We start from the raw sequence: 23,310 nt of genomic DNA, 5'->3' as shown, positions 1-23,310 counted from the left end.
CAGGACGTGGCAGGGACGAAAGGTCAGATTTCGTAGTTGAAGCGGCGGGACCACTGCAGTTGCACGCGGTCACCGCGGTCGGAGGCCGTGCTGTGGGAGTCGTTCTGCTCCTGGACGATCAGGCGGGTCCCGTCATCGGTGCGGGCGACGTACCGGGTGGTGGGCCCGGTGTAGATCTGCTCCTCGATGACCGCCTCGACGGCGCACCGGCCCTCGTCCACGGCGCTGCCCAGCGGATGGATGTGGATGCGCTCGGGACGGATGCTGAGCACGCTCGGCCGGCCGGTGAGGACGCGCGCCAGCTCGCCCTCCACCAGGTTCGTGGTGCCCAGGAACGTGGCCACGAACCGGGTGGCGGGCCGGGCGTAGAGGTCCTCAGGGGTGCCGACCTGTTCCACGGTGCCCTCGTTGAACACGGCCACGCGGTCGGACAGGGTCAGAGCCTCCTCCTGATCATGGGTGACGAACACGAAGGTGATCCCGACCTCCCGCTGGATCTGCTTGAGCTCGACCTGCATCTGTTCCCGCAGCTGCTTGTCCAGGGCCCCCAGCGGCTCGTCCAGCAGCAGAACCTGCGGACGAAGCACCAGCGCCCGGGCCAACGCGACACGTTGGCGCTGCCCGCCGGACAACTGGGACGGGCGGCGGTCGGAGACATGGGGTAACCGGATCAGCTCCAGTGCGTCCTGCACCCGGCGGGCCCGTTCCGCACGGGACATGCCACGCACCCGTAGTCCGTACTCGACGTTCTGGGCGACGGTCAGGTGCGGGAAGAGCGCATAGTCCTGGAAGACGGTATTCACGTCACGGTCGAAGGGCGCCGCGGAGGTGACATCTCGTCCGCCTAGGGAGATCGCACCTCCCGTGGGCAATTCGAACCCGGCGATCATGCGCAGGACCGTGGTCTTGCCCGAACCGGAAGGGCCCAGCAGGGAGAAGAACTCCCCCCGGCGAATGTCCAGGGTGAGGTCTTTGACCGCGTGGAAGTCTCCGAACGTCTTGTCGACCCGATGGAGGGCGATAGCCGGGTCTGCCCCGGATGCATCCGTTACAGCTGGCGAGGGACGGAGAGCAGCAGGGACAGGCACAACAGGCGTCCTTTCGGGAGGGTATCTCGTGATGAGCACCACAGTCAGGAAAACCTATGGAACCATAAGACATAGCTATTGAGAAGGGTGCCGCGTAGATTTGTGCGGAACGAGAGGGTTGCGACCCTCACATCTCGACGCATGCAGACGAAGAGCGGAGGCGCCGGTGCACACCACCCAGCAACGCCTGCTGTCGGCGGTCTTTGCGCCACTGGGGGACGCCGGACGAGCCCAGCGCGTGGAAGACCGGATTATGCAGGGCATTACAGCGGGCGTCCTCGCCGACGGGGACCGGCTTCCCAGCGAGGCCGAGCTGGCCTCGTCACTGGGGGTGGCCATGGTCACTGCCCGGGAGGCGCTGGTGAGGCTACGGGAACGCGGTCTGGTCACCACACGGCGCGGGCGGGACGGGGGCACCTTCGTCACCCTCGAGGCGGGAGATCAGAGCGATCTGGCACGGCGCCGTCTGACCCAGATGAGCCGGGTCGAGCTGCGAGACCTCGCCCTGCACTACGCCGCCATCGCCGCGACAGCAGCCGAGCTTGCGGCTGAGGCAGCCGACCCCGAAGAGACCGCAGCCCTCACCGACTTGCTGGCCGAAGGCCTGGAGACCCACGACCGCCGCACGGTGGGCGACTTCATGCTCGAGCTGGCTGCTCTCAGTCAGTCCGCTCGCCTGACTCGCGAGTACGTCCGCCTGCACACCGATTTCGGAGCTCTGCTGAGCCTCGCTCACGCCGACAGCGAGTTCGACCATCGAGCCTTGGGGCTGTGCAACCGGATGACCGAGTCACTTCGGACGCAGGACGGCGACAAGGCACGGCAACTGGTCAACGACTACGTCCACTCAGCCGTAGCTTGGTTGCTGGCAGAGCACAGCCGGCTACATCGTGCCAATCGCGCCAGCGATATCACCGACAGCGTCAGGTCCATGCAGAAGGGAAAGAATTCATGACCGTCGCACCGGCATCGACTGCCACCATCGCTCAGTTTTTCGAACAGGTCACCGGGCGCATTCAGGCATGGGCCGATCCGGTGGGCGCGGTCTTCGCGGATCCCCGCCTTCCGCCCTCGAGGCGTGAGGTAGATGCTGTGGTGCAGCCACTTGCCGTCGAACTGTTGCAGGATGCCACACTGCCGTTGGCAGGTGCCGGTTTCGTCGCAGCACCTTCCGTTCTTAATGACGCGCAATGGCACATGGCATGGTGGCAGGGCACGACGGCGGAGAGATTGTTGTCTGTCATCGAAGACGTGGGCAAGATCTGTGCTCGTCGAGAATGGTTCACGGTTCCCCTGCAGACCCGGCGCCCGCACATCGCAGGCCCCTATGTGGACTACCTCTGCACCGACGAGTACACCATGACCATCACCACGCCGATCATGAGCTCCGGCCAGCCTGTTGGCGTTGCTGGAGCAGACATACTCGTCGCGTCACTGGAGTCCCTGCTCGAAGAAGCGCTCAGCGCCATTCACCCAGAAGCTGTCCTGGTGAACCGACACGGCAGAATCGTCGCTGCAGCCGATTCGCACTTCGCCGCCGGCACATTGATGGCTCCCGGATGGCCCGGCCAGGAGCAAAACGCCCCCTTGTCTCTGCGCAGTGCGGCCTTCGGCTCTGAGACGGTGCAATGGCAACCAATCCCAGGACTCCCACTAGCCGTGATCTATCCCGACTACATCCGAAGCCAGAAGAATTAGCGCCAGTGACCCAGCGGCCCACCTCGTACGGGGCCGGGGTTTCCGTGGCCGGGCACGTGGTCGTTGGCGGGGGAGTCGAGGGACTCGTTCTGTCCGGAGTCGGCCAGTGTCACTCCGGACACACCCCAGTTCTCCCGCGGGTACTCCTCGATGACCACCCGGATGGTGTCCGGGCGCATTTGCATGACCCGGGCGTAGGTGGCAGTGAGCTCGGCGACGAGCTGACGTTTGTATTACGTGCTCGAGGCGGTGGCGTTGCGCACGTGGATCATCGGCATGGGCTGGCTCCTGGGTCGGGGCTCCCACCATAGGCACCACCCGGGATGCTCATGCCGGAGGCTCAGCGGCCGGACGATGTGCCGTGCCGGGGCCCCGGAGCAGGGACGCGCCGTAGACGGCCAGGGCGGCCGAGGCGAGCACGGCGACTACCCACAGGGTCAAGGCGGGCAGGTCGTGGACAGCCAGCTGCGGGATCCGCAGGTCCGGAACGGCCGCGACGCGGAGGAAAACGCCCAGGACCCCGAAGTAGGGCCCGCGCATGAACGCCCGGTGCGCGCCGATCCGCCCGGTGCGCGCGGCCCATAGCCCGACGGTGACGGTGCCGAAGGTTGTCAACGGTCAGCGGGACTTCCCTGTGGGCGGTCAGGTGATCTCCCCGTCTGCGGACAGCTGATCTCCCTGTCCGCGGTCAGTTAATCTCCCTCCGGCGGTATCAGGTCAAGGGGACCACCCCGCGTCCGGCGGTGGCCTCGGTGAGCCGCAGCGAGGTGCCCTCGGTGATGATCACGTGGGCGTGGTGCAGAAGCCGGTCCACGGCTGCGGTGGCCAGGGTCTTGGGCATGATCGTGTCGAACCCTGCCGGATGGATGTTGCTGGTCACCGCGAGGCTGCGGCGTTCATAGGTCGCATCGACGAGACGGTAGAAGGCCTCGGCGGCGGCCTGGCCCGAGGGCAGCATCCCGATGTCGTCCACGACGATGAGCTCGGCCCGGGTGATCCGGGCGATGGTCTTGCCGATCGAACCGTCCACCCCGGCCCGGCCGATCGCGGCGGTCAGCGACTCGAGGGTGAACCAGGAGACCCGCATCCCGGCGTCGATGACCTGATGGGCCAGGGCCTCGAGGAAGTGGGTCTTGCCCGTGCCCGAAGGCCCCGAGATCGCGAGGTTCTCCGCCCGGCCCACCCATTCCAGGGTGGCCAGGGCGGACTGTGTCGGGGCCGGGATCGAAGAATCGCCTGACCGCCAGGACTCGAAGGTCTTCCCGGCCGGCAGGCCCGCGGCCTTGCGTCGGGCCGCGCGGGTGGCCTCGTCGCGCCCGCGCACCTCTTCGGCCAGCAGCGCACGGAGGACCTCGGTGGGGTCCCAGCGCTGGGCGCGGGCGGTGGCCAGCACCTCGGGGGCGGCCGCGCGCAGGTAGGGCATCCGCATCCGCTTGAGCACTGCGGCGAGATCGTCGGGCAACGGCGGCGCTGCCGGGGCGGTGGCCGTGTTCATTGAGCGGTCTCCTTGGTTGTGGGGGTTGTGCTGGTTGTTGTGCTGGTGCCGAAGTCGGCCCAGGAGGCGGTGCCGGGTTGGGCGGAGTGGGTCTCGTCGGCGGCCACGAGTCCGGCGGCGGTGGCCCCGGTGGCCTGGTGATCGCAGATCGCGGTCAGATCACCCTCGCCGAAGCGCCCGGCGGCCGCGGCTACCCCGAGGGCTGCGTCCACGGGCCCGTCCCCGATGAGGGCGGCGAGCTCAACGGCGGCGGCCATCTTCGCCCGGATCCGTACCGTTCCGGCGGCGGAGGCCTCGATCAGCCAGGCCTGCGCGCCGGCGCCCAGGGCCAGGAAGTCCTTCTCCGCCGCGCTGCGGGGCCGTGGCCGGGGCGGGCGTGGCGCACCGGTGGGGTCCTGCGGGTGGTCAGGGTAGTGGCCCAGGTCGATCCGTGGATTGCCCGGGGTCGAGAGGCGGTGGCGGGCGACCTCGGTGAGCCCAGCCCGCCCGGCCGCCCACCCCGGGGCCACCGGAAGGGTGTCGAGGTCGGCGACGACCACCAGCTCCTCGGCTGCGACCCGCACCCACACCTCGGCCCCGACCAGCCCGGGCGGGGTGGAGTAGCGCACCGAGCCGAACCGGATGGTCTGATCCGTGCCCACCGTGCGGGTCACCCCCAGGGCGGTGGTGTGCGGGGCGGTCGGGGCCACGTGCAGGCGTTGCTGCTCCTCGACCAGCGCCTCGGCGGGAACCCGGGCGGTCTCCCGGTGGGTGCGCCCGTTGACCTTGGCGCAGAACGCCGTGCAGGCGGCCTCGAGTGCGGCGAAGGAGGCGTAGTGCTCACGCAGGTTGGCGTCAGTGGGCACCAGATCGGCCTTGGCGATGCGCACCGTGGACTCCGACCCGCCCTTGGACTCCGGGTCATACGGCACGCAGGTGTGCACCTGGGTGCCGTAGTGCCGGCCGGCTTGAACGATCTGCGGGTGGCGCACCGGCGCCCCGGCCACGTGATCGACGGTGACGGTCCTGGGGTTGTCGGTGAGCACGTAGGTGGGCACCCCGCCGATCCGGGCCAGAGTCGCATCCAGGCACCCGATCAGCGTCGGGAGGGTCTGGTCCCAGACCGGGATCACCACCCGGAACCGCGACCACGCCAGCCAGGCGCAGAACAACCAGGTGCGCCGCGGCGTCCCGTCCACCCCGGGCACCTTCGGGCCCTCGCCCCAGTCGAACTGCAACCACAGCCCCGGCTCGGTGATCCAGGGCCGGTAGGTGCGCCGGTGCCCGGCCCGCCAAGCAGCCTTCACCTGCGCCACCGCCCGGCGGGTGGTCCGCTCGGTCCCCGGGAACCCCACACCGACCAGGCGGGCGTGGACGACGTCGGCGCGGACCGTGCCCTGGCTGCGCTCGACCCACTCCTCGATCTTCGGCAGGTAAGCGTCGATCATCCGGGGCCGGCGGCCCGGGCCGGTCACCGGCCGGCCCGCATCCCGGGCGGCGGCGTAACGGCGCACCGTCTTCGGATCCACCCCGGCCAGAGCCGCGGCCGAGTGCGCGGAACCGGTGGCGTCATAGGCTTCGAGAATTTCCATGATCTCCCTGTCAGACTTCTTCATGCGTCCCTCCGGCGGGTGATGGCTCAAGGTGGTCAGAGACCTCGAGCGAACCCCCGGAGGGACGTCTGCGGAGGGACCGACACGAGCCCGATCCCATGGCACAGGACAGGGAGATTAGCTGTCCGTCAGCAGGGAGATACGTGTCCGCCTACAGGGAGATTGGCATGTCCGCTAGCAGTCAAGCCGGTTCTACTGCAGGTGTTCCGGGAGGGGGTGGAGTCGGGGAAAGGCTGGGGGTTCAGGAGCGTACAAGGCGGGCGATGGCCTCGGAGGCTTCTTTGAGCTTAGCCTCGGCGGCGTCCTCGCCGAGTTGAGCGGCGTCCAGGACGCAGTGCTTCATGTGGTCGTCGAGCAACCCGAGGCCCACGGTGCGCAGTGCGGAGGTCACGGCCGAGATCTGGGTGAGGATGTCGATGCAGTACTGCTCTTCGTCGACCATCCGGTGGATGCCTCGGGCCTGGCCCTCGATGCGCTTGAGGCGGGCGAGGTAGCGGTCCTTGTCGCTGATGTAGCCGTGAGTGGTGTGGCACTCGATGTCAGTGGCCTCGGAGGCAGGGGTGGTGTCCATGGTGGTGTCCTCGTCTTTCCGCGGGTGTCGTATGGGCCGGCGGCTCCGGGCCGGCTGTGGAGCTGGCCCGCAGCCGCCGGTCCAAGGGGTACTGGGTGGAATCAGGCGGGCACGTACTTGGCGGGGTCGGCGTCGAAGGCCGGGCCGCAACCGGCGCAGCAGAGCCAGTATCGCTGGCCCTGGTAGTCGCGGACGAGCCCTGTAGCCTCGGCGGCGGCCTTGATGACCTGGTTGCCGGGCATCACCGGGCACTCTGCAGTCTCGTCGCTGGAGACCCCAGCTTGGTGGCCGTCTGCGAGCCCATGGTGATGACCGTGCTCGTCGTGGTGGTCGGGGTCGTGGTGGCACATAAGGGGTGTTTCCTTTCGATCGGTGGGAGGGTTCAGGCCTCGATTGGCTGCCGCGTTCTCGGCCGCGGGGTCGCCGGTGACGGCTGCTGGTCGATTGCCTGGCTGGTGAAGGAGCGCAGACGCAGGCTGTTGCTGACCACGAAGACGGACGAGAAGGCCATGGCGGCTCCGGCGAGCATGGGGTTGAGCAGTCCGAAGGCGGCCAGGGGGATGGCTGCGGTGTTGTAGGCGAAGGCCCAGAACAGGTTCGTCTTGATCGTTCTCAGCGTGCGTCGGGAGAGTCGGATCGCGTCCGCGGCGGCCCGCAGATCCCCGCGCACCAGCGTGATGTCGGCGGCCTCGATGGCCACATCGGTGCCGGTGCCCATGGCCAGGCCGAGATTGGCCTGGGCCAGGGCGGGAGCGTCGTTGACGCCGTCGCCGACCATCGCCACGGTTTTGCCCTTCCCCTGGAGCTTCGCGATGACGTCGACCTTGTCCTTCGGGAGCACCTCGGCGATGACCTCCTCGATGCCGACCTCTGCGGCGACCTGGGCGGCCACGGCTTGGTTGTCCCCGGTGAGCAGTACCGGGGTCAGGCCGAGTTCTTTGAACTGGGCGATGGCTTGGGCGCTGGTGGGCTTGACCTCATCGGCGACCACGAGGATGCCGCGTGCTTGCCCGTCCCAGCCGACCGCCACTGCGGTCTTGCCCTGGGCTTCGGCGGCCTGCTTGGCCTGGCGCAGATCGTCGTCGAGGTGCTGGGCCCACTCGGCCAGCAGGGCCTCACGGCCGACCAGTACGGCGTGGCCGTCGACGATGCCCTGGACCCCGCGGCCTTCGATGTTCTCGAAGGACTCCGGTGTGGGCAGGACTCCCACCTCAGTGGTGGCACCGGTGGCGATGGCCTGGGCGATGGGGTGCTCGGAGGCGTTCTCCACGGCGCCGGCCAGCCGCAGCAGCTCGGCCCGGGCCACGCCGGGGGCGGGGATCGCCTCGGTCAGGGTCATCTTGCCGGTGGTGACGGTGCCGGTCTTGTCCAGCACGATCGTGTTGATCCGCCGGGTGGATTCCAGCACCTCGGGTCCTTTGATCAGCACGCCCATCTGGGCGCCTCGGCCGGTGCCGACCAGCAGCGCGGTGGGGGTGGCCAGGCCAAGGGCGCAGGGGCAGGCGATGATCAGCACCGCCACCGCGGCGGTGAAGCCTGCCGAGAGGGGGAACCCGGCGCCGATCCACGCACCGAGCGTGGCCACGGCGATCGCGATGGCGATGGGCACGAAGACGGCCGAGACCCGGTCGGCTAGACGCTGGATTTCGGCCTTGCCGGATTGGGCGTCCTCGACCAGTTGGGCCATCTGCGCCAACTGCGTGTCCGAGCCGACCCGGGTGGCGGCCACGACGAGCCGGCCTCCCGCGTTGACGGTGGCACCGGTGACTGCGTCTCCCTGGGTGACTTCCACCGGCACCGACTCCCCGGTGAGCATGGAGGCGTCGATGGCGCTCGTGCCGGAGACGATGACCCCATCGGTGGCGATCTTCTCTCCGGGGCGCACGATGAACTCATCCCCTACGGCCAGGTCCTCGATGGGGATGCGCTGCTCGCGACCCTCCCGCAGGACGGCCACCTCTTTCGCGCCGAGCTCCAGCAGGGCGCGCAGGGCCGCCCCGGCCCGGCGCTTGGAGCGCTTCTCGAAGTAGCGGCCGAGCAGGATGAAGGTGATCACGCCCGCGGCGACCTCGAGGTAGATGTTCCCCAACCCGTGGGAGGGGGAGATGGTCAGTTCGAAGGGGTGCACCATCCCGGGTTGGCCGGCCGTGCCGAAGAACAGTGCCACGATCGACCACACCAGGGCCGCGGTGGTGCCCATCGAGATCAGTGTGTCCATCGTCGCCGTGCCGTGGCGCAGGTTCAGCCACGCGGCCCGGTGGAAGGGCCAGCCGGCCCACACCACCACGGGCGCGGCGAGCACGAGGGAGGCGAAGCCCCAGTAGTCGAACTGCAGGGCGGGAATCATCGCCATCGCAATCACCGGCACCGCGAGAACCGCCGCCCCGATCAGACGCTGCCGCAGGGTACGCAGCTCGACGTCCTCCGCCGTTGCCTCCTCGGCCGCTGCCACACCGGGGTCGGCCCGCCGAGGTGCTGGTAGCGCTGCGGTGTAACCGGTCTTCTCCACCTCGGCGATCAGGTCCTGCGGGTCGTACCCGGCCGGGGCACTGACGCGGGCCTTCTCCGTGGCGTAGTTGACGCTGGCGCTCACGCCCTCGAGCTTGTTGAGCTTGCGTTCGATCCGGTTGGCGCACGAGGCGCAGGTCATCCCACCGATCTCGAGCTCGACGTCGGTGCCCAGTGACTGCGGCTGGGCCGAGGATGCAGACATGCGGTGCTTCTTTCTCTCGCTAGGGGCGCCACCGATCCGGTCGCGACGCTCTCAGTGGTGGGCGGGGAACAGGTCAGTGCTCGCCGTGGCCCTCAGATGTAGCGTCAGCGGAGGTCCTGGTGTCAGCTGCCCCGGTGGTGTCGAGGGTGAACTGGGCGGTGTGGACCTGCCCGTCGACTTGGAAATCGAAGTAGAGGTAGTAGCGGCCCGGGGTCGGGGCCGTGGTGGCGAACTCGACGTCGGGCCCGGAGACCTCACCGGCGACCGGCTCAGCACCTTCGGGGTGGACGTGCAGGTAGGCCAGATCCCCGGCGCGCAACGCGACCAGGTGCCCGTAGGCGCCCAGGTAGGGCTCCAAGGTGGTGACCGGCTGTCCGTCACGGGTGACGCTGATGGTCAAATCCGAGGCGGATCCGGCCGACAGATCGCCTTCCACCGAAACCTGGAACCCATCGACCTCATCGGTGACGGTCACCTCCGGGGTGGACGGGGTGAAGGCCCCGGCCACATCCACGGTGCGGGTCAGCGTCAGATTCTTCCCCGCACCGGCCGGCACGACGTCCGCGTAGACCCGATAGGTGCCGGCAGCCTCCCACTGCCACGGCAGCGACCAGCGCCCGGCCTCGTCCAGCACAGGATGCACGTGGCGGTACCCGGTGCCGTCGGTGCGCACCACGATCAGGTGCGCGTCTTTCTCATGGGAGGTGTCGAACTCGGTGACCGGGGCCCCGTCGGGACCGGTGATCGTCAACGACAGCTCCCCGGCTTCCCCGATGGTCCCTGGCGCGGCGACCTCCTGGAGGAGGTAGCCGTTCTGTTCCATGCTCACCCCCTGCACCAGGTGCCCCGCGTGGTTGCCGGAGGTGGTCTCGACCGGGTCCTGGCCACTGTCGGTGTGCTGGTCCATCTGGGTTCCTTCCGCCTGCTGTGTCCAGGCCGACACTGTTGTCTCTGGCACTACGGCCCCGGCCGTCGCGAAAGCCCCGGTGAACACCACCGCCAGCCCCGCTGCGTAGGCCCCTAGCCGTGCGGCGGCGTTCACGCCGACCGCGCTGCCTGGTAGCCGGCCTCCTCGACCGCGGCGATGACCGCCGCCTCGTCCACCGGCTGATCGCTGGTGACGGCCAGCCGGCCGCTCTGGTGGCTGACCTCCACCCCGGTCACGCCCGCGACCTCCTGGACCTCCTCGCGCACCGACATCTCGCAGTGCCCGCAGGTCATCCCGGTCACCTGAAACTGAGTGGTCGTCATGGTCTCGTCCTTCCCGACTCCTTACCCCTGGGGGGTATATGTGTAAGTACAGGTGTACCCCCTGGGGGTACACACTGTCAAGTGTTGCCGTGGGAGGGAAAGTGGTGGCAGGTCAGGGGCGAGGCGGTACGGTTGCGGCGGGTTCCGTCGTGCTCCATCCACGCGCTGGCCTGCCGGTGGACACCACGTGGGCCAGACCTGGGGTGCTTGCCAGTGCCACGGGAGCACGAGACGGTGGCGTTCCTTTGCTCAGCTCTGACTCCCTTTATTGATATCGAAGTCGCTTGTTGAGCTTTTCTCAAGACGACATGAAGATATCCTGAAGCTTGCTCTTTTAGGTGCTCTGAGGACTGATTTTCCGGGTCAACGAAGGCATAGTTAGCACGTGAGAACCCCCCGTTCTCCTCGGCCCGTGTACGGGCATACGGGTGCCCCGGCGTTGCCCCTCAGGGCTGGGGCACCCGTCATTATTCAGGTGAAGGGCGGACACGGTCCGGGGCGCGGGAGCCCGCCGGACCCCAAGGGTCCTCGCCGGTTCTGTGCTGTGATTCCGTTTTCTCCTTTCGTGTGGTGACCGCACGAGTGAGCACCTCTGTGCTCCACGCATCCTGAAGTCTTCATGGATTCTTGAGAATTCCGCGACGGGCACTCCAAGTGCAAGGACCACCCTGAAAACAGGACGGTCCCGGATGCACCGGGACCTTGTTGTCAACAGGGGGAATGATGAGTAGTGGATCGAGAATAGGAGGGCATCCGCCGGCGGGTCTCGGAGACGCGGTGCTGCGGCCCACGCGCCGGTTGGTGGGGATCGATGCGGCTCGAGGGCTGGCGCTGATCGGGCTGATGGCCATTCACCTGCTGCCGGCCTGGAACGAGGAGTCCGGGGAGGCGAGCTGGTCGTGGCGGCTGTTCTCGGGGGACTCGGCGGCCCTGTTCGCCCTGCTGGCTGGGGTGGGGTTGGCGCTGACCTCCGGGGGGCGGCACCCGCACGAGGGCAGGACGATGACCGCTGACCGGATCGGCCTGGTGGTGCGCGCGGTGCTGATCGCGATCGTGGGACTGTGGATCGGCACCCTGATGTCGGAGGACCCGCCGGCCTACAACATCTTGATCTACTACGGGGTGTTCTTCCTGCTGGCGATTCCGTTCCTGCACGCAGGTCCGAAGTTCCTGTTCATCTCTGCGGCGATCTTCGGGGTGGTGGCCCCGCTGCTGATGCAGGGCCTCCAAGATGTGTTGCCCGAATTCGTCTCCTACAATCCCACGTTCACGGATCTGCTGACACAGCCCGGTGCTACGGCCTCCCAGCTGCTGCTCACCGGGTCCTACCCGGCCCTGCCGTACATGACCTATCTGTTGGTGGGGCTGGGGCTGGGGCGGTTGGACCTGCGCAAGACGGAGGTTCAAGCTCGGCTGGTGGTGGTGGGAGTGGGGCTGGCGATCTTCGCCCGGGCCGCCTCGTATGTCTTGCTCTATGCCTTCGGCGGCTACCAGCAGTTGTTGGATGCCTCTTCGATGGGCGAGCACGAGCTGGATGATGTGCTGGTTTGGGGGCCGGATGCGTTGCCCACGGACACCGCGTGGTGGCTGGCGATCGCCACCCCGCACACCAACACCCCGCTGGCGATCGCGGCCAGTCTGGGGGTGGGCCTGGCGGTGCTGGGAGTCTTCCTGCTCATCGGCCCGAAGATCGGGAAATGGCTGCTGCCGCTGTCAGCGATGGGCGTGATGACCTTGACTCTTTACACCGCCCATCTGGTGGCGCTGTCCTTCGAGATCCATTACGAGCTGCCCTACCTGTGGTTCATGGTCCACCTGGCGGTCGCGACGCTCTTCGCGGTGGCCTGGCACCGGGGCCTAGGACAAGGGCCGCTGGAGAAGGTGGTCAGCACCAGTGTGAAAGGCACCCGCCGGCTGGTGCTGGGCGGGCCGAGGAAGAACGGCCACAGATAGGAAGCGCAGGCAGCAACGACATGACGGGCCACGCCCGCCGCCGTCGAAGACCAGCCTGGCGATGCCGCTGCGGTCAGTCCGTGAGCGTGTGGCGGGGCAAGCGGATCCGGAAGCTGGCCCCGCGCCCGGGTCCCTCACTGGTGGCCTCCAGGGTCCCACCCTGGGCCTCAACCAGCGACTTGCTGATGGCCAGCCCCAAGCCAGAGCCTCCGCGATGAGCTTCCCGGCCGGTGTGGGCGCGGTAGAAGCGCTCGAACACGTGCGGGAGGTGCTCGGGACTGATGCCTTCCCCGTTGTCGGTGACGGTGACAGTGACCGCCTCCGGGGCGTAGTCGGTGTGCACGGTGACAGCACCGCCGGGCGGGGTGTGGCGCAGGGCGTTCTCCAGCAGGTTGCCCAGAACCTGCCCCATCCGCTCCCGATCAACCAGCACCGGTGTGACCTCCATGCCGGTGCTGATGGAGGTCACCGAGATGTCCTGACCGGCGGCGTCCTGTTGGACGGCCGCAGCAGCCTGGGCTGCCAAACGGCTGGGGTCCTGGGGGGTCAGTTGCAGGTGAGTCATGCCTTCCTCAGCGGCGGTGAGCTGGCGGATGTCGCGGGCCAGTCGCTCCAGCCGGGTGATCTGGGCGTACAGGATGCTGGTGGTCCGTTCATCCCACTGGACCACTCCGTCCTCGATGCCCTCCAAGTGTCCTTTGAGACTGGCCAGAGGGGTGCGCATCTCATGGGCCAGATCGGCCAGCATCTGACGCCGGGTGGTGTCCACGGCGTCGAGCTTGGCGGCCATGTCGTTGAAGGAGGAGGCCAGGGAGTCGAACTCCCGACCCAGTCCGGTGGAGGTGACACGCACGTCGTAGTTGCCCGCGGCCACCTCACCGGCGGCGGCGCTGAAGGAGGCCAGGGACCGCCCGATGGTGCGGTAAAGGTAGAAGGTGAGCATCCCGGCGAGGTAGAGCGCCGGGAGCCCTCCGATGGCCAAGGCCGTGAGACTCACCGAGCGGAAGGCGTCCTCCAGGTGCACCAACCCGAGGGCCTCATCGGCATGGCCGGACTCGACGAGCTCGTGGTAGAACATCCTCGGTCCGACCAGCACCGCGGTGATCACCACGATGATCAGCCCGATGGCCAGCACCGCGGTCTGGGCCAGCATCAACCGCACCGTCAGCGGGCTCCAGGACCAGCGGTGGGTGCGCCCGGAGACGGTGGCGCTCATCGTCCGGTGCCCATCCGGTAGCCGATCCCACGGATGGTGTGGATAAACCGCGGGTTGGTGGCTTCGTCGCCGAGCTTTTTGCGGATCCGCCCGATGTGCACATCCACCAGGTGCTCGTCCCCGGTCCAGTGCGTGTCCCAGACCATCTCCACCAGTTGCCGGCGGGAAAGCACCAGCTGTGGGCGAGCAGCCAGGCACAAGAGCAGGTCGAACTCGATCCGCGTCAACGCCACCGGTTCCCCGGCCAGGTGCACCTGGCGAGAGTCCTCGTTCACCACCAGCTCCCCAATCACCAGGGCCTGCTGGCTGTGCTGGGAGCCTGCAGCGGATTCGGCATTGCCCGTGCGGGCCCGGCGCAGCATGGCTTGGACCCGGGCCACGAGCTCGCGCGGGCTGAAGGGCTTGGTCACGTAGTCGTCTGCGCCCACGGACAGGCCCACGATCTTGTCGACCTCGTCGTCGCGGGCAGTGAGCATCAGCACGTGACAGTCCGAGAAGGTCCGCACCTGACGGCACACCTCGATCCCGTCGATCCCGGGCAACCCCAGGTCCAGCACCAGCACGTCCGGGATGAAATCGCGCACCGCCGCCACGGCCTCGGTGCCGTCGTGGCGCACGGCGACCTCCAACCCGGCCTTGCGCAGATATCCCGCGACGAGCTGCGCCAGGTCGGTCTCGTCGTCGACCACCAGGATCCGGCCGGTCGGGGGCGTGGGCATGTGGGCTCCTTGCTCAGGGGGTGGGACCGTGCCTGCGGTTCGGGGCATGAGGTGGTGGGGCTGGTGCAACATGGCCGTCGTGCCGAGGCACGAGACGTCTCGCCCGGCCGTGGCGCGGGTGACGTCATGGATGCGGGGCCTCGGGCTTCTCACCCCGTGGGCCGGAAGAACCCAGGCATCCTTCTTGCGGGCACGGTGGGGGACCGGCAGCAGGGGCAGGGTGACGCCGGGAGGTGGGGGTAGGCCGGCCGGGAAGGAGTGCGTTGAGGCCCTGCCAACGGTGCGCGGGGGCGGACACCTGTGGATCCGTCAGATCCGCTCCGGCCGCCCACGGCAGTGCGTCGGTCGCCAGAGCGGACAGTGCCGCAACATAGGCCGTGGCGCCGATGCTGGCCTCCACGTGCATAGTGAGGGAAACGCCTCCTGGCCCGTAGCTTCCCAGGCCACCGTCGTAGACCGTGAGGGCCTGCATCAGGGACTGCGCCAAGGGACCTTCCGCCCGGACTGAGGTTTTCCGTGTCGCTGCCACCGTCCACGTGCACATGTCGCTCCTTCCGCCACACATCGGTCGGGACGGGGCCATCTGGCCGGTGGTCCCATCGGCCGGAGCCGGGAAGGGGCGAGAGCCTGCCTATCAAGCAGCGCCACGGCCGGTCCAGCGGCCTCAGACCGCGAACCGGTGCTGGTCGGTGCCGTGGCCCTGTCCTGGAGACCAGTCTGCGGGAGAGCCGGAAGGATATGGGTGCATTCATGCACTGTGCCCGGGAAAACGGCGACCGGAGGCGGTGGTGGGCTCTCAACGCCGCCACGCCAACAGTTCCCGGTGCCTCTCGTTCCGGTTCTCTGTACTTCTCGCCCTCGACGACGGGCCGACTTGTCCGGGTCGCCGGAGCTGAGGGTGTTGGCCGCTGGAGGTTGGTCTGGGGGTGTGCCGGTCCTGTCATCAGAAGAACACCGGAGCCCCCGCAGTCACAGCGGATGGGGTCATCGTCACAGCGACGCGGTTGAGCGCAGGCAACCCTGGTGGGGTGCTCCCGGGGTGTCGGCACGACGGTGGCCAGCTGCTCGATGCTAAAAAGTGCCCCTAGGCGTGGAAACCGGGTGCGCGGAACCTGTCTGGCCGACCAGGAACCGCGCACCCGGAAACTGTGCTGGCGTGCGCTCAGCGCACGCGGATGTAGACGGGGCCGGAGCCCACGTTGACGCTGTCGACGACGGTGGTGCCGCCGTTCCAGCCGCCGTGGACGGCCTTGCCGCCGCCGATGTAGACGCCGATGTGGGCTGTGCCCATGCCGCCGTCGGCGTAGTAGACGAGGTCGCCGGGCTGGGCCTGGCCGGCGGAGACCTGTGCGCCGAGCGTGAAGTATTCAGCCGGCCACCCGCGGAAGTTGATCCCGGCGGCCCGCAGGGCGTTGCTCACCGCTGCGGTGCAGTCCTGTCCGACGCCGAGCTGTCCCATGGCCGCGGAGGCGATGGTCGCGCCCTTGCCGGAGGACGAGCTCTGCGGGGTGACCGTGCGCTCGGCGGCCGGAGCGGCCTGCACGGCCGGTTTTGGGGCGGGAGCGGCGGCGGGCCTCGGGGCCGCCTGCACAGTCGGCTTCGGGGCGGGGGACGCCACCGGGGCGGGTGCGGTGACAGGCTTCGGGGCCGCCTGCACAGTCGGCTTCGGGGCGGGGGACGCCACCGGGGCGGGTGCGGTGACAGGCTTCGGGGCCGCCTGCACAGTCGGCTTCGGGGCGGGGGACGCCACCGGGGCGGGTGCGGTGACAGGCTTCGGGACCGCCTGGACGACTGGCTCCTGGACGACTGGATCCTGGGCGACTGGCTCCGGGGCGGGTGCGACGGCCGGGGCGGCCACGGCCTTCGGTGCCGGAGCGGCCACGGCGGGTGCCGCGACGACCGGGGCATCGACTTTTTGCTCCGCCTTTTTCTCGGCTGTGGTCACGTGGGCGACCGGCTCGAGGGACACGGTGGGCGCTGCGGTGGGGGTGGCGGCGGCGACGGCCGACAGCGGGGCGTCAGTGGAGGCTTCCGGGGCCGGGGTTGCCTGCACGGAGACGGTGGTGGCCAGGGCCAGGCCGGAGAAGGCCGCGACGGCGGCCACGGTGCGGGCCTTGCCGGTGAGGAGGGAGCCGATGCCGTTGGAGGAGGTCAGGTCACGAGTCATGAGGAGTTCAGCAGGCTTTCTGGAGGGCCGGGCGGATCTGACGGAACGGTGTGGTGACAGCACGGATTACCCCGGTCAGGGGTGCAAGGTGTCACGGTGTCCGGCGGAGCGGGCCCCGGATCGGGAGCACCGCCCACGGCGGGTGAGTGGAGGAAGGTGTGGTGTCCGCAGTGGACGAAAAACTCACTCGAGAGGCGGGGACTCTCTTGTGCAACCGGGGCGAGGACCGGGGCCCTCCGCGACGATTCCGGTCGTTGCGGAGGGCGGGCCGGGTCAGCGGTAGGTGTAGTAGCCGTCCACCGGCATGGCGTTGACGGGGTGGACGAAGGTGCCCTGGGTGGGGTTCAGGGCGGAGATCATCTTGCCGCCGCCGATGTAGATGCCGATGTGGGCCCCGCCGTTCTGGGAGACGAGGTCCCCGGGCTGCGGGGTGGCCGTGGGGGTGGCCGCGGCGATCTGCTGGAAGCTGGTGCGGGGAATCTCGATGCCGTTCTGGGCGTAGGCCCACTTCGTGAACCCGGAGCAGTCCCAGGCGCCGAAGGCGGTCCCGCCCCAGACGTAGCCGGTGCCGGCGCCCTGCATCGCGGTGCCCACGATCCCGGAGGCGCCGGTGATCTCGGTGATGTCCGCCGACTGGGTGGACACCGTCGCGGCCGAAGCGTTCTGCTCAGGAGCGGCCGGGGCCTGGGTGGAGGCGGTGGAGACGGCCTGCGGGGCAACGACGGCCTGGGGGGCCGTCGAGGAGTAGGTCGTCAGAGCGGACGCGGGGGCCGAGTAGGCGGTGGCGGTGTCGGCGGGGACCTCGGCGTAGGCCTGGGCCGGGGCGATGGAGCCGATGAGCGCCGCGCCGGCGGCAGCGGCGATCGTGGTGGTACGCACCAGGTGCGAGGTGGTCTCGGCGCGGTGGCGGGCAGTGCGGCGCTTAAAAATAGTCATGGGTGTGTTCCTCCCTTTGCCTACGAGGTGAGCTGTCGGATGCGGGTGGGAGACACCCGGCCGCCCCGGACGCAGACGTCCTGGGCGGCTTAACCCCTAGGTCCCGGATCACCGGGACCGAAAATGGTTCCCCCGCTTCTGCCAAGCGATTTCTCTTCAGGAACCCCGGGCACCGGCAGAATTCGGCGATGTGCACGAGGGTGCCGACCGGATCAGTCAGCGGCACGCAGTGGACAGTAGCCCATCCATAACGAAAGTGTCACGTTTAGATCACGGCCCAGATTCTTCCTCCGGTCGGGACTGAGAAGTCGGGGTCCCGGCTCCTGATGGCCACATCCTGGAAGACGAGCTTCGTCGCTCAGCTGGGCTCATGACGCGAGCCTTGGCAAGTCTGGGACCGGTATGACTAGGCAAAATGGCATCGTGAAGCGCTTTTCGCTGGACACATCTAGCGGCGACAAGGGGCTGGGGGCCGCGCGTGTCTCCCAGCTTTTCTGGAGGCAGTACCAAGGGTTTTTCGAGGGTGCTTACATCTTGGGGAGATCTCGGGGCGCCTTTTCGGAGCGTGAGGCGGGATTTCTTCACGAGATCTCCATATTCGACCGGCTTCACCGCGGTGAAGGCCAGCCGATGGGGTGCCGCTGCGCGTCACTGGGGCGTTTATCTTCATCAAATCTTCAAGTTTTTGGGGCGCGTCACACAGAAAAGGCAGTTTACTGTCGATGGCATGGCGGGCTGGTTCCGGCCGGTTCGTCTCCTGGAGAAAACCGACGAAGGAGCAAGCCATGACCCACCACGTGAGCGCGATGCTGGAGACCTACCCGAAGGACCTCGGCGGGGTGGACAAAGAGAAGCTGGCCGCCTGTATCGAAGCCTGTTTCGAGTGCGCCCAGACCTGCACCGCCTGCGCGGATGCTTGCCTGTCCGAGGACATGGTTGCCGAGCTGACCAAGTGCATCCGCACCAACCTCGACTGCGCGGACCTGTGCGAGGCCACCGGACGGGTGCTCTCGCGGCACACCGGCTACGACGCGAACATCACCTTGGACGCGATCAAGGCCTGCCAGATGGCGTGCAAGGCGTGTGCGGATGAGTGCGAGCAGCACGCGTCCATGCACGAGCACTGCCGGATCTGTGCTGAGGCCTGCCGTCGCTGCGAGGCCGCCTGCGCCGAACTGGTCGCCTCCCTGGGCTGAGTCCCGACCCCCACTGACCCATCACCCGGGCGGCGGGGGCGGTGCGAACGTCCGTGACCGACAGGGATCGGCGTCACGGGCCAGATCTCCTCTGGTGAGGGGACCGCCGCCATGACGCACCCGCCGCCTGGGTGGTGCCCCAGTACCTGAGGGCCCGTGGAGAAGGGCTTCCACGGGAACTGGGCCTTTTCTGGAGGCCACACGCTGACCGACGGATACCGGTGACCGGTCTCCGTCGGTGAAAGAGGATCCTGATGGGCTGATCGGGCCCGCCCGGAGGCGGGTTTCCTCTTCCCCCACCCCTTGTTCAGGACAGCTCTACCCGCGCGGCTTGTTCGCGTGCCGGGTACGAGCTGATTGCCGAGGCCGGCACATCGGGGTCGAGCTTCTTCATTGTGGAAGAGAGACATCATCATGCGTTCCACCCAGTTCCTTGGCCGCCGCATTACGGCCGCCGCCTCCACCGTTATCTTCGCGACCGCCCTGCTGGGCGGGGCCACCGCCCCGGCCCTGGCCCACGGGCAGGTGGCCACCCCGGTCTCGTCCCATGCCCAGGATCAGGCCCCGGCGGAGACGCTCCAGCCGGATCCGACCTCTCCGACGGCCTACGAGTTCGGTGAGACCCTGGCCGGGCTGGAGGGCGAGCAGCTGGAGATCACCTTCCTGGCCGAGATCATTCCGCACCACCAGGCCGCGATCGAGATGTCCCAGCTCGAGCTCGAGCGCGGGGCCAGCCCGGATATCCGCACGCACGCGGAGAACATCATCGCCAACCAGCAGCACCAGATCGACCAGTTCACCCGGTGGTTGGAGGAGTGGTACGGGCTGACCCCCGAGGAGGCCATGGCCCAAGCCCCCGAGGAAGCCCAGGAAGAGATGAAGGTCCTGGAGGAGGAAACCCAGATGATGATCGAGGAGCTCTCCGCCGTGGAGGCTGGTGAGGGCTTCGACGTGGCCTTCGTGCAGAAAATGATCCCGCACCACCAGGCCGGGATCATCGAGTTCCTGGAGCCGCAGTCCCGGGCGGACCACGCCCAGCTGCGGGTGGCCGCCACCGCTGGGATCACTACCCAGCAGGCCCAGGTCGCTGATTTCCGCACCTGGCTCGCCGGCCGCAGCTAAGACCCGGGGCCAGCCACCGAAGTGGTGAGCCCACGGAAGGCTGACCTCACGACACACCGGTTGCCACCGGCCAAGGGGCGGGGGCTTCACCCATCTGGGTGAGGCCCCCGCCCCTGGGCCGGTGAAGCCCTTCAGCTCAGACGCCCAAGTTGAGGGGTGGATGCCTGAGCGGGGCGAGCCCAGCAGGTACTAGCCCTGGATCTGCTGCAGCAGACGGTCCATTTCCTGGATTTCGGCTTCCTGGTCCTCAATCACCTTCTGGGCCATCTCGATGGCCTGAGGATTCTGCCCGTTGGCGACCTCGTCCTGGGCCATGTCGATGGCCCCGCGGTGGTGGGCGGTCATCATGGTCAGGTACATCTCGGCGGCCTCGGTGCCCTCAGCGGCCTCCAACTCCTGCATCTGCTCCTCAGTCATCATGCCCTCCATGCCCTCCATGCCCTCCATGCCCCCACCGGAGCCGGAGCCGTGGTCCATGCCCTCCATGCCCCCGGACTCCATCGAGGTGGGCTCCCCCCAGGTCTCGAGCATGTTCTTGAGCTGGTCGATCTCCGGGCCCTGGGCGGCGACGACCTTATTGGCCAACTCCTCGACGTCCGGATCGAGATCATCCTTGGCGAGCATGACCTCGCTCATCTGAACGGCTTGCTCGTGGTGGGGAATCATCATCTGGGCGAACATCGTGTCCGCGTCGTTGTGCTCTTCCGTGACCGCCTGGGCGGAGCCGGAGGGGGTGGCCGTGGCGGTGTCCGTGTTTCCGGCGCCGGCCGCGGATGTGGTGGCCTCGGGTGCCTCCCCGGAGGTTTCTTCGCCGCTGGTGCCGCAGCCGGCCAGGGCCAGGGCGGAGGCCAGGGCGAGAGTGGTGAGGGTGGTGGAACGCTTCACAGGTTCAGTCCTTTTCTATGTTGAGGGGTGGGGAATCGGTGGGTCAGTGGGCGTGGGCCGCGTCTGACCGCTGCGATGGGGCGGTAGCTCGGTCCTCGGTGCCGGTGGCGGCCAGGTGCGCCGGGTCCAGGTCGAGCCGGCGCAGCAGCTGGGCGTTGAGCGCCACCACGATGGTGGACACCGACATCAGCACCGCCCCCACCGCCGGAGAGAGCACCAGGCCGACGGAGGCCAGCACACCGGCGGCCAGCGGCACGGCGATGAGGTTGTAACCGGTGGCCCACACCAGGTTCTGCAGCATTTTGCGGTAGCTGGCCCGGGAGAGGTCAATCATCGACAGCACGGCCCGGGGGTCGTTGCCGGCCAGGACAACCCCGGCGGACTCCATGGCCACGTCGGTGCCGGCCCCGATCGCGATACCGACCTCGGCGCGGGCCAGGGCCGGGGCGTCGTTGACGCCGTCGCCGACCATCGCCACGGTCATCCCCCGGGACTGCAACTCGGTGACCTTGGTGTCCTTGTCCTGGGGCAGGACCTCGGCGAAGACCTCGTCGATGCCCAGATCGGCCCCGACGGCCTCGGCGACCTGCCGGGCGTCGCCGGTGATCATCGCGACCCGCACACCCCGTTCCTGCAGGGCGCGGACCGCCGCGCGGGACTCGGGGCGCACCCGGTCCTCCAGGGCCAGGGCGCCCATGACGGTGCCGTCGCGCACCACGTGCAGGACCCCGGCCCCACGGTCGGTCCAGGCCCGGGTGGCGGCGGAGATCGTGGCCGGGGTGGACAGGCCGAGCTCACGCAGCATGTTCGGTCCGCCCACCACGACCTCGCTCCCGTCCACGGACGCGCGCACGCCACGGCCGGTGGCCGCCTGGAAGCCGGTACCGCGCAGGCCCATCCGGGAGGCTTCGGGGTGTGTAGCCGCGGCCGCGACGATGGCCCGGGCGACGGGGTGCTCACTGTCGGCCTCCGCGGCCGCCGCAACGGCCAGCAGCTCGGCCTCGGAGACCCCGGGAACGGGGGTGACACCGGTGACGGCGTGGGCGCCCTCGGTCAGCGTCCCGGTCTTGTCGAAGAGCACCACATCGATGGTGCGCATCCGCTCCAGGGCCATCCGGTTCTTGATCAGCACCCCAGCCTTCGCGGCGCGTTCGGTGGAGATCGCGATCACCAGCGGGATGGCCAGCCCCAGGGCGTGCGGGCAGGCGATCACCAGGACCGTCACGGTGCGCACCACCGCGTCGTCAGGCTGGCCCAGCAGGGTCCAGGTGATGGCGGTGAGAATGCCGGCGGTCAGGGCGAACCAGAACAACCAGGCGGCCGCCCGGTCGGCCAGGGCCTGGGCGCGGGAGGAGGAGGCCTGGGCGTCGGCGACCATGCGCTGGATCCCGGCCAGGGCGGTGTCGGACCCGACGGCCTCCACTCGCACGCGCACCGTGTTGTCGGTGGCCACGGTGCCCGCCACGACCGTGTCGCCCACCGTGCGGGAGACGGCCTGGGATTCGCCGGTGATCATGGACTCGTCGAACTCGGCCGAGCCGCCGGTGATGGTCCCATCGGCCGGGACACGGGCCCCGGAGCGGACGAGGACGACGTCGCCCACGGCCAGCTCATGAATCGCAACGGTGACGGTCTCACCGTCGAGGACCTTCTCCGCCTCGTCCGGCAGCAGGGCGGCCAGGGCGTCCAGGGCGGAGGAGGCCGCACCGAGGGCGCGCATCTCCATCCAGTGGCCCAGCAGCATGATCACCACCAGCAGCGCCAGCTCCCACCAGAAGTCCAGGTCGAAGCCGCCGATCCCCAGGGTGGTGACCCAGGACGCGACGAAGGCCACCGTGATGGCCATGGAGATCAGCAGCATCATCCCCGGCTGGCGGGACTTCAGCTCGGTGAGCCCGCCCTTGAGGAACGGCATCCCGCCGTAGAAGAAGATGATCGTGCCCAGCACCGGGGCGATCCAGGCCGAGCCGGGGAACTGCGGGGCGTGGTAGCCCAGCAGGTGCCCGACCATGGGACTGAAGTACACGACGGGGATGGACAGGGCCAGGGAGAGCCAGAACTTGTTCTTGAACATCGCCGTGGAGTGCCCGGCGTGCTCCCCGTGGGTGTGAACCGCGTGGTCCTCGTCCACCGCGGAGTGGGCGTGGTCGGAGGGCATGGCCTGCCCATGGGTGTCGGTATCGCCGTGGCGCCCATGGAGGCTGTGGTCCATGGACTGCTCAGCGCCGTGGCCAGTGTGCTCGTGGCCCGGAGCGGTGGGGCGGGGGTGGTGGTGCGGGGTGCTCATGATGTGCTCCTTCCGCGCAGGCCCCTAGGGGGCCGAGATGATGATCGGGGCTCGTCAGTCAGTGACGAGGGTGTAGCCGGCGTCCTCCACGGCCGCGCGGACCGCTTCCGCGGACAGCGGCCGGTCGGCGGTGACGGTGACGGTGGAGGCCCCACCGGCGACCAGGTCGATGTGCACATCGCTCACCCCGTCCAGGGCGGTGAGCTCCTCGGTGACGTTTTTCACGCAGTGGCCACACGTCATGCCCTCCACCCGGTAGACCGTGGAGGTCCCGGCCGAGGGGGCCGTCTCAACGGTGGGAGCGGTCTGGCCGGGGGCCGGGGCACAGCAGGCGCAGCCGGTGGAGGCCATCGGCAGCGGGATGCGCGTCTCGGAAGTCATCTGTTGCTCCTTCGATCGGATCGTGCGGCAGAGACAGGAA

Annotated in this window: 21 protein-coding genes, 1 pseudogene and 1 riboswitch; of the genes and pseudogenes, 5 read left to right on the top strand and 17 right to left on the bottom strand. The window is 68.6% G+C overall.

Going from position 1 to position 23,310, the window contains the following annotated elements:
- Positions 1–23: 23 nt before the first annotated feature.
- A complete protein-coding gene (locus AYX06_RS17505; protein ID WP_062737227.1) occupies positions 24–1,088 on the bottom strand; it encodes an ABC transporter ATP-binding protein in 1,065 nt (354 codons plus the stop codon).
- Between the two features lie 166 nt (positions 1,089–1,254).
- Here AYX06_RS17505 and AYX06_RS17500 point away from each other — a divergent pair, with 166 nt between their 5' ends.
- Positions 1,255–2,043: a GntR family transcriptional regulator gene (locus AYX06_RS17500; protein WP_062737226.1), complete on the top strand. Its 789-nt coding sequence runs from the start codon at positions 1,255–1,257 to the stop codon at positions 2,041–2,043.
- Complete coding sequence (locus tag AYX06_RS17495; RefSeq protein WP_084271802.1) at positions 2,040–2,786, top strand: PDC sensor domain-containing protein; 747 nt, start codon at positions 2,040–2,042, stop codon at positions 2,784–2,786. Before AYX06_RS17500 ends, AYX06_RS17495 begins: the two co-directional genes overlap by 4 nt.
- On the opposite strand, the pseudogene AYX06_RS20975 reads toward AYX06_RS17495, so the two are convergent.
- From AYX06_RS20975 to AYX06_RS17450, 9 genes and pseudogenes are all read right to left on the bottom strand, one after another.
- Positions 2,783–3,007: pseudogene (locus AYX06_RS20975) on the bottom strand (tautomerase family protein); the annotation flags it as partial. The gene AYX06_RS17495 and the pseudogene AYX06_RS20975 sit on opposite strands and share 4 nt — an antisense overlap.
- 106 nt (positions 3,008–3,113) lie before the next feature.
- Positions 3,114–3,401 carry a DUF2306 domain-containing protein gene (locus tag AYX06_RS17485; RefSeq protein ID WP_062737223.1) on the bottom strand — a complete coding sequence of 96 codons (288 nt, stop codon included), beginning with the start codon at positions 3,399–3,401 and terminating at the stop codon, positions 3,114–3,116.
- A gap of 97 nt (positions 3,402–3,498) precedes the next feature.
- Entirely contained in the window at positions 3,499–4,281 is a 783-nt protein-coding gene (gene istB / locus AYX06_RS17480) for an IS21-like element helper ATPase IstB (RefSeq protein ID WP_062733518.1), read from the bottom strand.
- A complete protein-coding gene (gene istA, locus AYX06_RS17475) occupies positions 4,278–5,876 on the bottom strand; it encodes an IS21 family transposase (RefSeq protein WP_198161393.1) in 1,599 nt (532 codons plus the stop codon). The genes istB and istA overlap by 4 nt, the downstream gene beginning before the upstream one ends.
- Positions 5,877–6,114: 238 nt before the next feature.
- Positions 6,115–6,444, bottom strand: a complete 330-nt coding sequence (locus tag AYX06_RS17470; RefSeq protein ID WP_062737222.1) for a metal-sensitive transcriptional regulator — start codon at positions 6,442–6,444, stop codon at positions 6,115–6,117.
- Between the two features lie 101 nt (positions 6,445–6,545).
- Positions 6,546–6,686: a YHS domain-containing protein gene (locus tag AYX06_RS20970; RefSeq protein ID WP_147017869.1), complete on the bottom strand. Its 141-nt coding sequence runs from the start codon at positions 6,684–6,686 to the stop codon at positions 6,546–6,548.
- Between the two features lie 140 nt (positions 6,687–6,826).
- On the bottom strand, positions 6,827–9,157 hold the full coding sequence (locus AYX06_RS17460) for a heavy metal translocating P-type ATPase (protein ID WP_062737220.1): 2,331 nt from the start codon (positions 9,155–9,157) through the stop codon (positions 6,827–6,829).
- Between the two features lie 73 nt (positions 9,158–9,230).
- Positions 9,231–10,064, bottom strand: a complete 834-nt coding sequence (locus tag AYX06_RS17455) for a heavy-metal-associated domain-containing protein (RefSeq protein WP_307725510.1) — start codon at positions 10,062–10,064, stop codon at positions 9,231–9,233.
- 131 nt (positions 10,065–10,195) lie between these two features.
- On the bottom strand, positions 10,196–10,408 hold the full coding sequence (locus tag AYX06_RS17450) for a heavy-metal-associated domain-containing protein (protein ID WP_062737218.1): 213 nt from the start codon (positions 10,406–10,408) through the stop codon (positions 10,196–10,198).
- 720 nt (positions 10,409–11,128) lie between these two features.
- Between AYX06_RS17450 and AYX06_RS17445 the strand changes: the two genes are divergently transcribed.
- A complete protein-coding gene (locus AYX06_RS17445) occupies positions 11,129–12,361 on the top strand; it encodes a heparan-alpha-glucosaminide N-acetyltransferase domain-containing protein (protein WP_330999251.1) in 1,233 nt (410 codons plus the stop codon).
- A 73-nt stretch (positions 12,362–12,434) separates the two neighbouring features.
- Here AYX06_RS17445 and AYX06_RS17440 read toward each other — a convergent pair whose 3' ends face one another.
- From AYX06_RS17440 to AYX06_RS20300, 4 genes are all read right to left on the bottom strand, one after another.
- A complete protein-coding gene (locus AYX06_RS17440) occupies positions 12,435–13,577 on the bottom strand; it encodes a sensor histidine kinase (protein ID WP_232319471.1) in 1,143 nt (380 codons plus the stop codon).
- Positions 13,574–14,296: a response regulator transcription factor gene (locus AYX06_RS17435; protein WP_062737217.1), complete on the bottom strand. Its 723-nt coding sequence runs from the start codon at positions 14,294–14,296 to the stop codon at positions 13,574–13,576. Before AYX06_RS17435 ends, AYX06_RS17440 begins: the two co-directional genes overlap by 4 nt.
- A gap of 1,162 nt (positions 14,297–15,458) precedes the next feature.
- Positions 15,459–16,463 carry a C40 family peptidase gene (locus AYX06_RS17430; protein ID WP_062737216.1) on the bottom strand — a complete coding sequence of 335 codons (1,005 nt, stop codon included), beginning with the start codon at positions 16,461–16,463 and terminating at the stop codon, positions 15,459–15,461.
- Between the two features lie 273 nt (positions 16,464–16,736).
- On the bottom strand, positions 16,737–17,399 hold the full coding sequence (locus tag AYX06_RS20300; protein ID WP_062737215.1) for a C40 family peptidase: 663 nt from the start codon (positions 17,397–17,399) through the stop codon (positions 16,737–16,739).
- A 5-nt stretch (positions 17,400–17,404) separates the two neighbouring features.
- A riboswitch (cyclic di-AMP (ydaO/yuaA leader) is annotated at positions 17,405–17,597 on the bottom strand.
- Between the two features lie 587 nt (positions 17,598–18,184).
- Here AYX06_RS20300 and AYX06_RS17420 point away from each other — a divergent pair.
- Together AYX06_RS17420 and AYX06_RS17415 are read left to right on the top strand one after the other, a co-directional pair.
- Complete coding sequence (locus AYX06_RS17420; protein WP_062737214.1) at positions 18,185–18,595, top strand: four-helix bundle copper-binding protein; 411 nt, start codon at positions 18,185–18,187, stop codon at positions 18,593–18,595.
- A gap of 414 nt (positions 18,596–19,009) precedes the next feature.
- Positions 19,010–19,717 carry a DUF305 domain-containing protein gene (locus AYX06_RS17415; RefSeq protein WP_062737213.1) on the top strand — a complete coding sequence of 236 codons (708 nt, stop codon included), beginning with the start codon at positions 19,010–19,012 and terminating at the stop codon, positions 19,715–19,717.
- A gap of 189 nt (positions 19,718–19,906) precedes the next feature.
- On the opposite strand, the gene AYX06_RS17410 is transcribed toward AYX06_RS17415, so the two are convergent.
- From AYX06_RS17410 to AYX06_RS17400, 3 genes are read right to left on the bottom strand one after another with little or no spacing between them, the layout of a single operon-like run.
- Positions 19,907–20,602 carry a DUF305 domain-containing protein gene (locus AYX06_RS17410; RefSeq protein WP_062737212.1) on the bottom strand — a complete coding sequence of 232 codons (696 nt, stop codon included), beginning with the start codon at positions 20,600–20,602 and terminating at the stop codon, positions 19,907–19,909.
- Positions 20,603–20,645: 43 nt separating this feature from the next.
- Positions 20,646–22,889 (bottom strand): copper-translocating P-type ATPase, encoded by a 2,244-nt coding sequence (locus AYX06_RS17405; protein WP_062737211.1) that lies wholly within the window; start codon positions 22,887–22,889, stop codon positions 20,646–20,648.
- Between the two features lie 54 nt (positions 22,890–22,943).
- Entirely contained in the window at positions 22,944–23,270 is a 327-nt protein-coding gene (locus AYX06_RS17400) for a heavy-metal-associated domain-containing protein (protein WP_062737210.1), read from the bottom strand.
- Positions 23,271–23,310 lie beyond the last annotated feature (40 nt).

This window comes from Kocuria turfanensis (genome assembly GCF_001580365.1).
Classification (GTDB): domain Bacteria; phylum Actinomycetota; class Actinomycetes; order Actinomycetales; family Micrococcaceae; genus Kocuria; species Kocuria turfanensis.
Note: the sequence above shows the minus strand (reverse complement) of the source record. Positions and strands in the feature narration are given on the sequence as shown.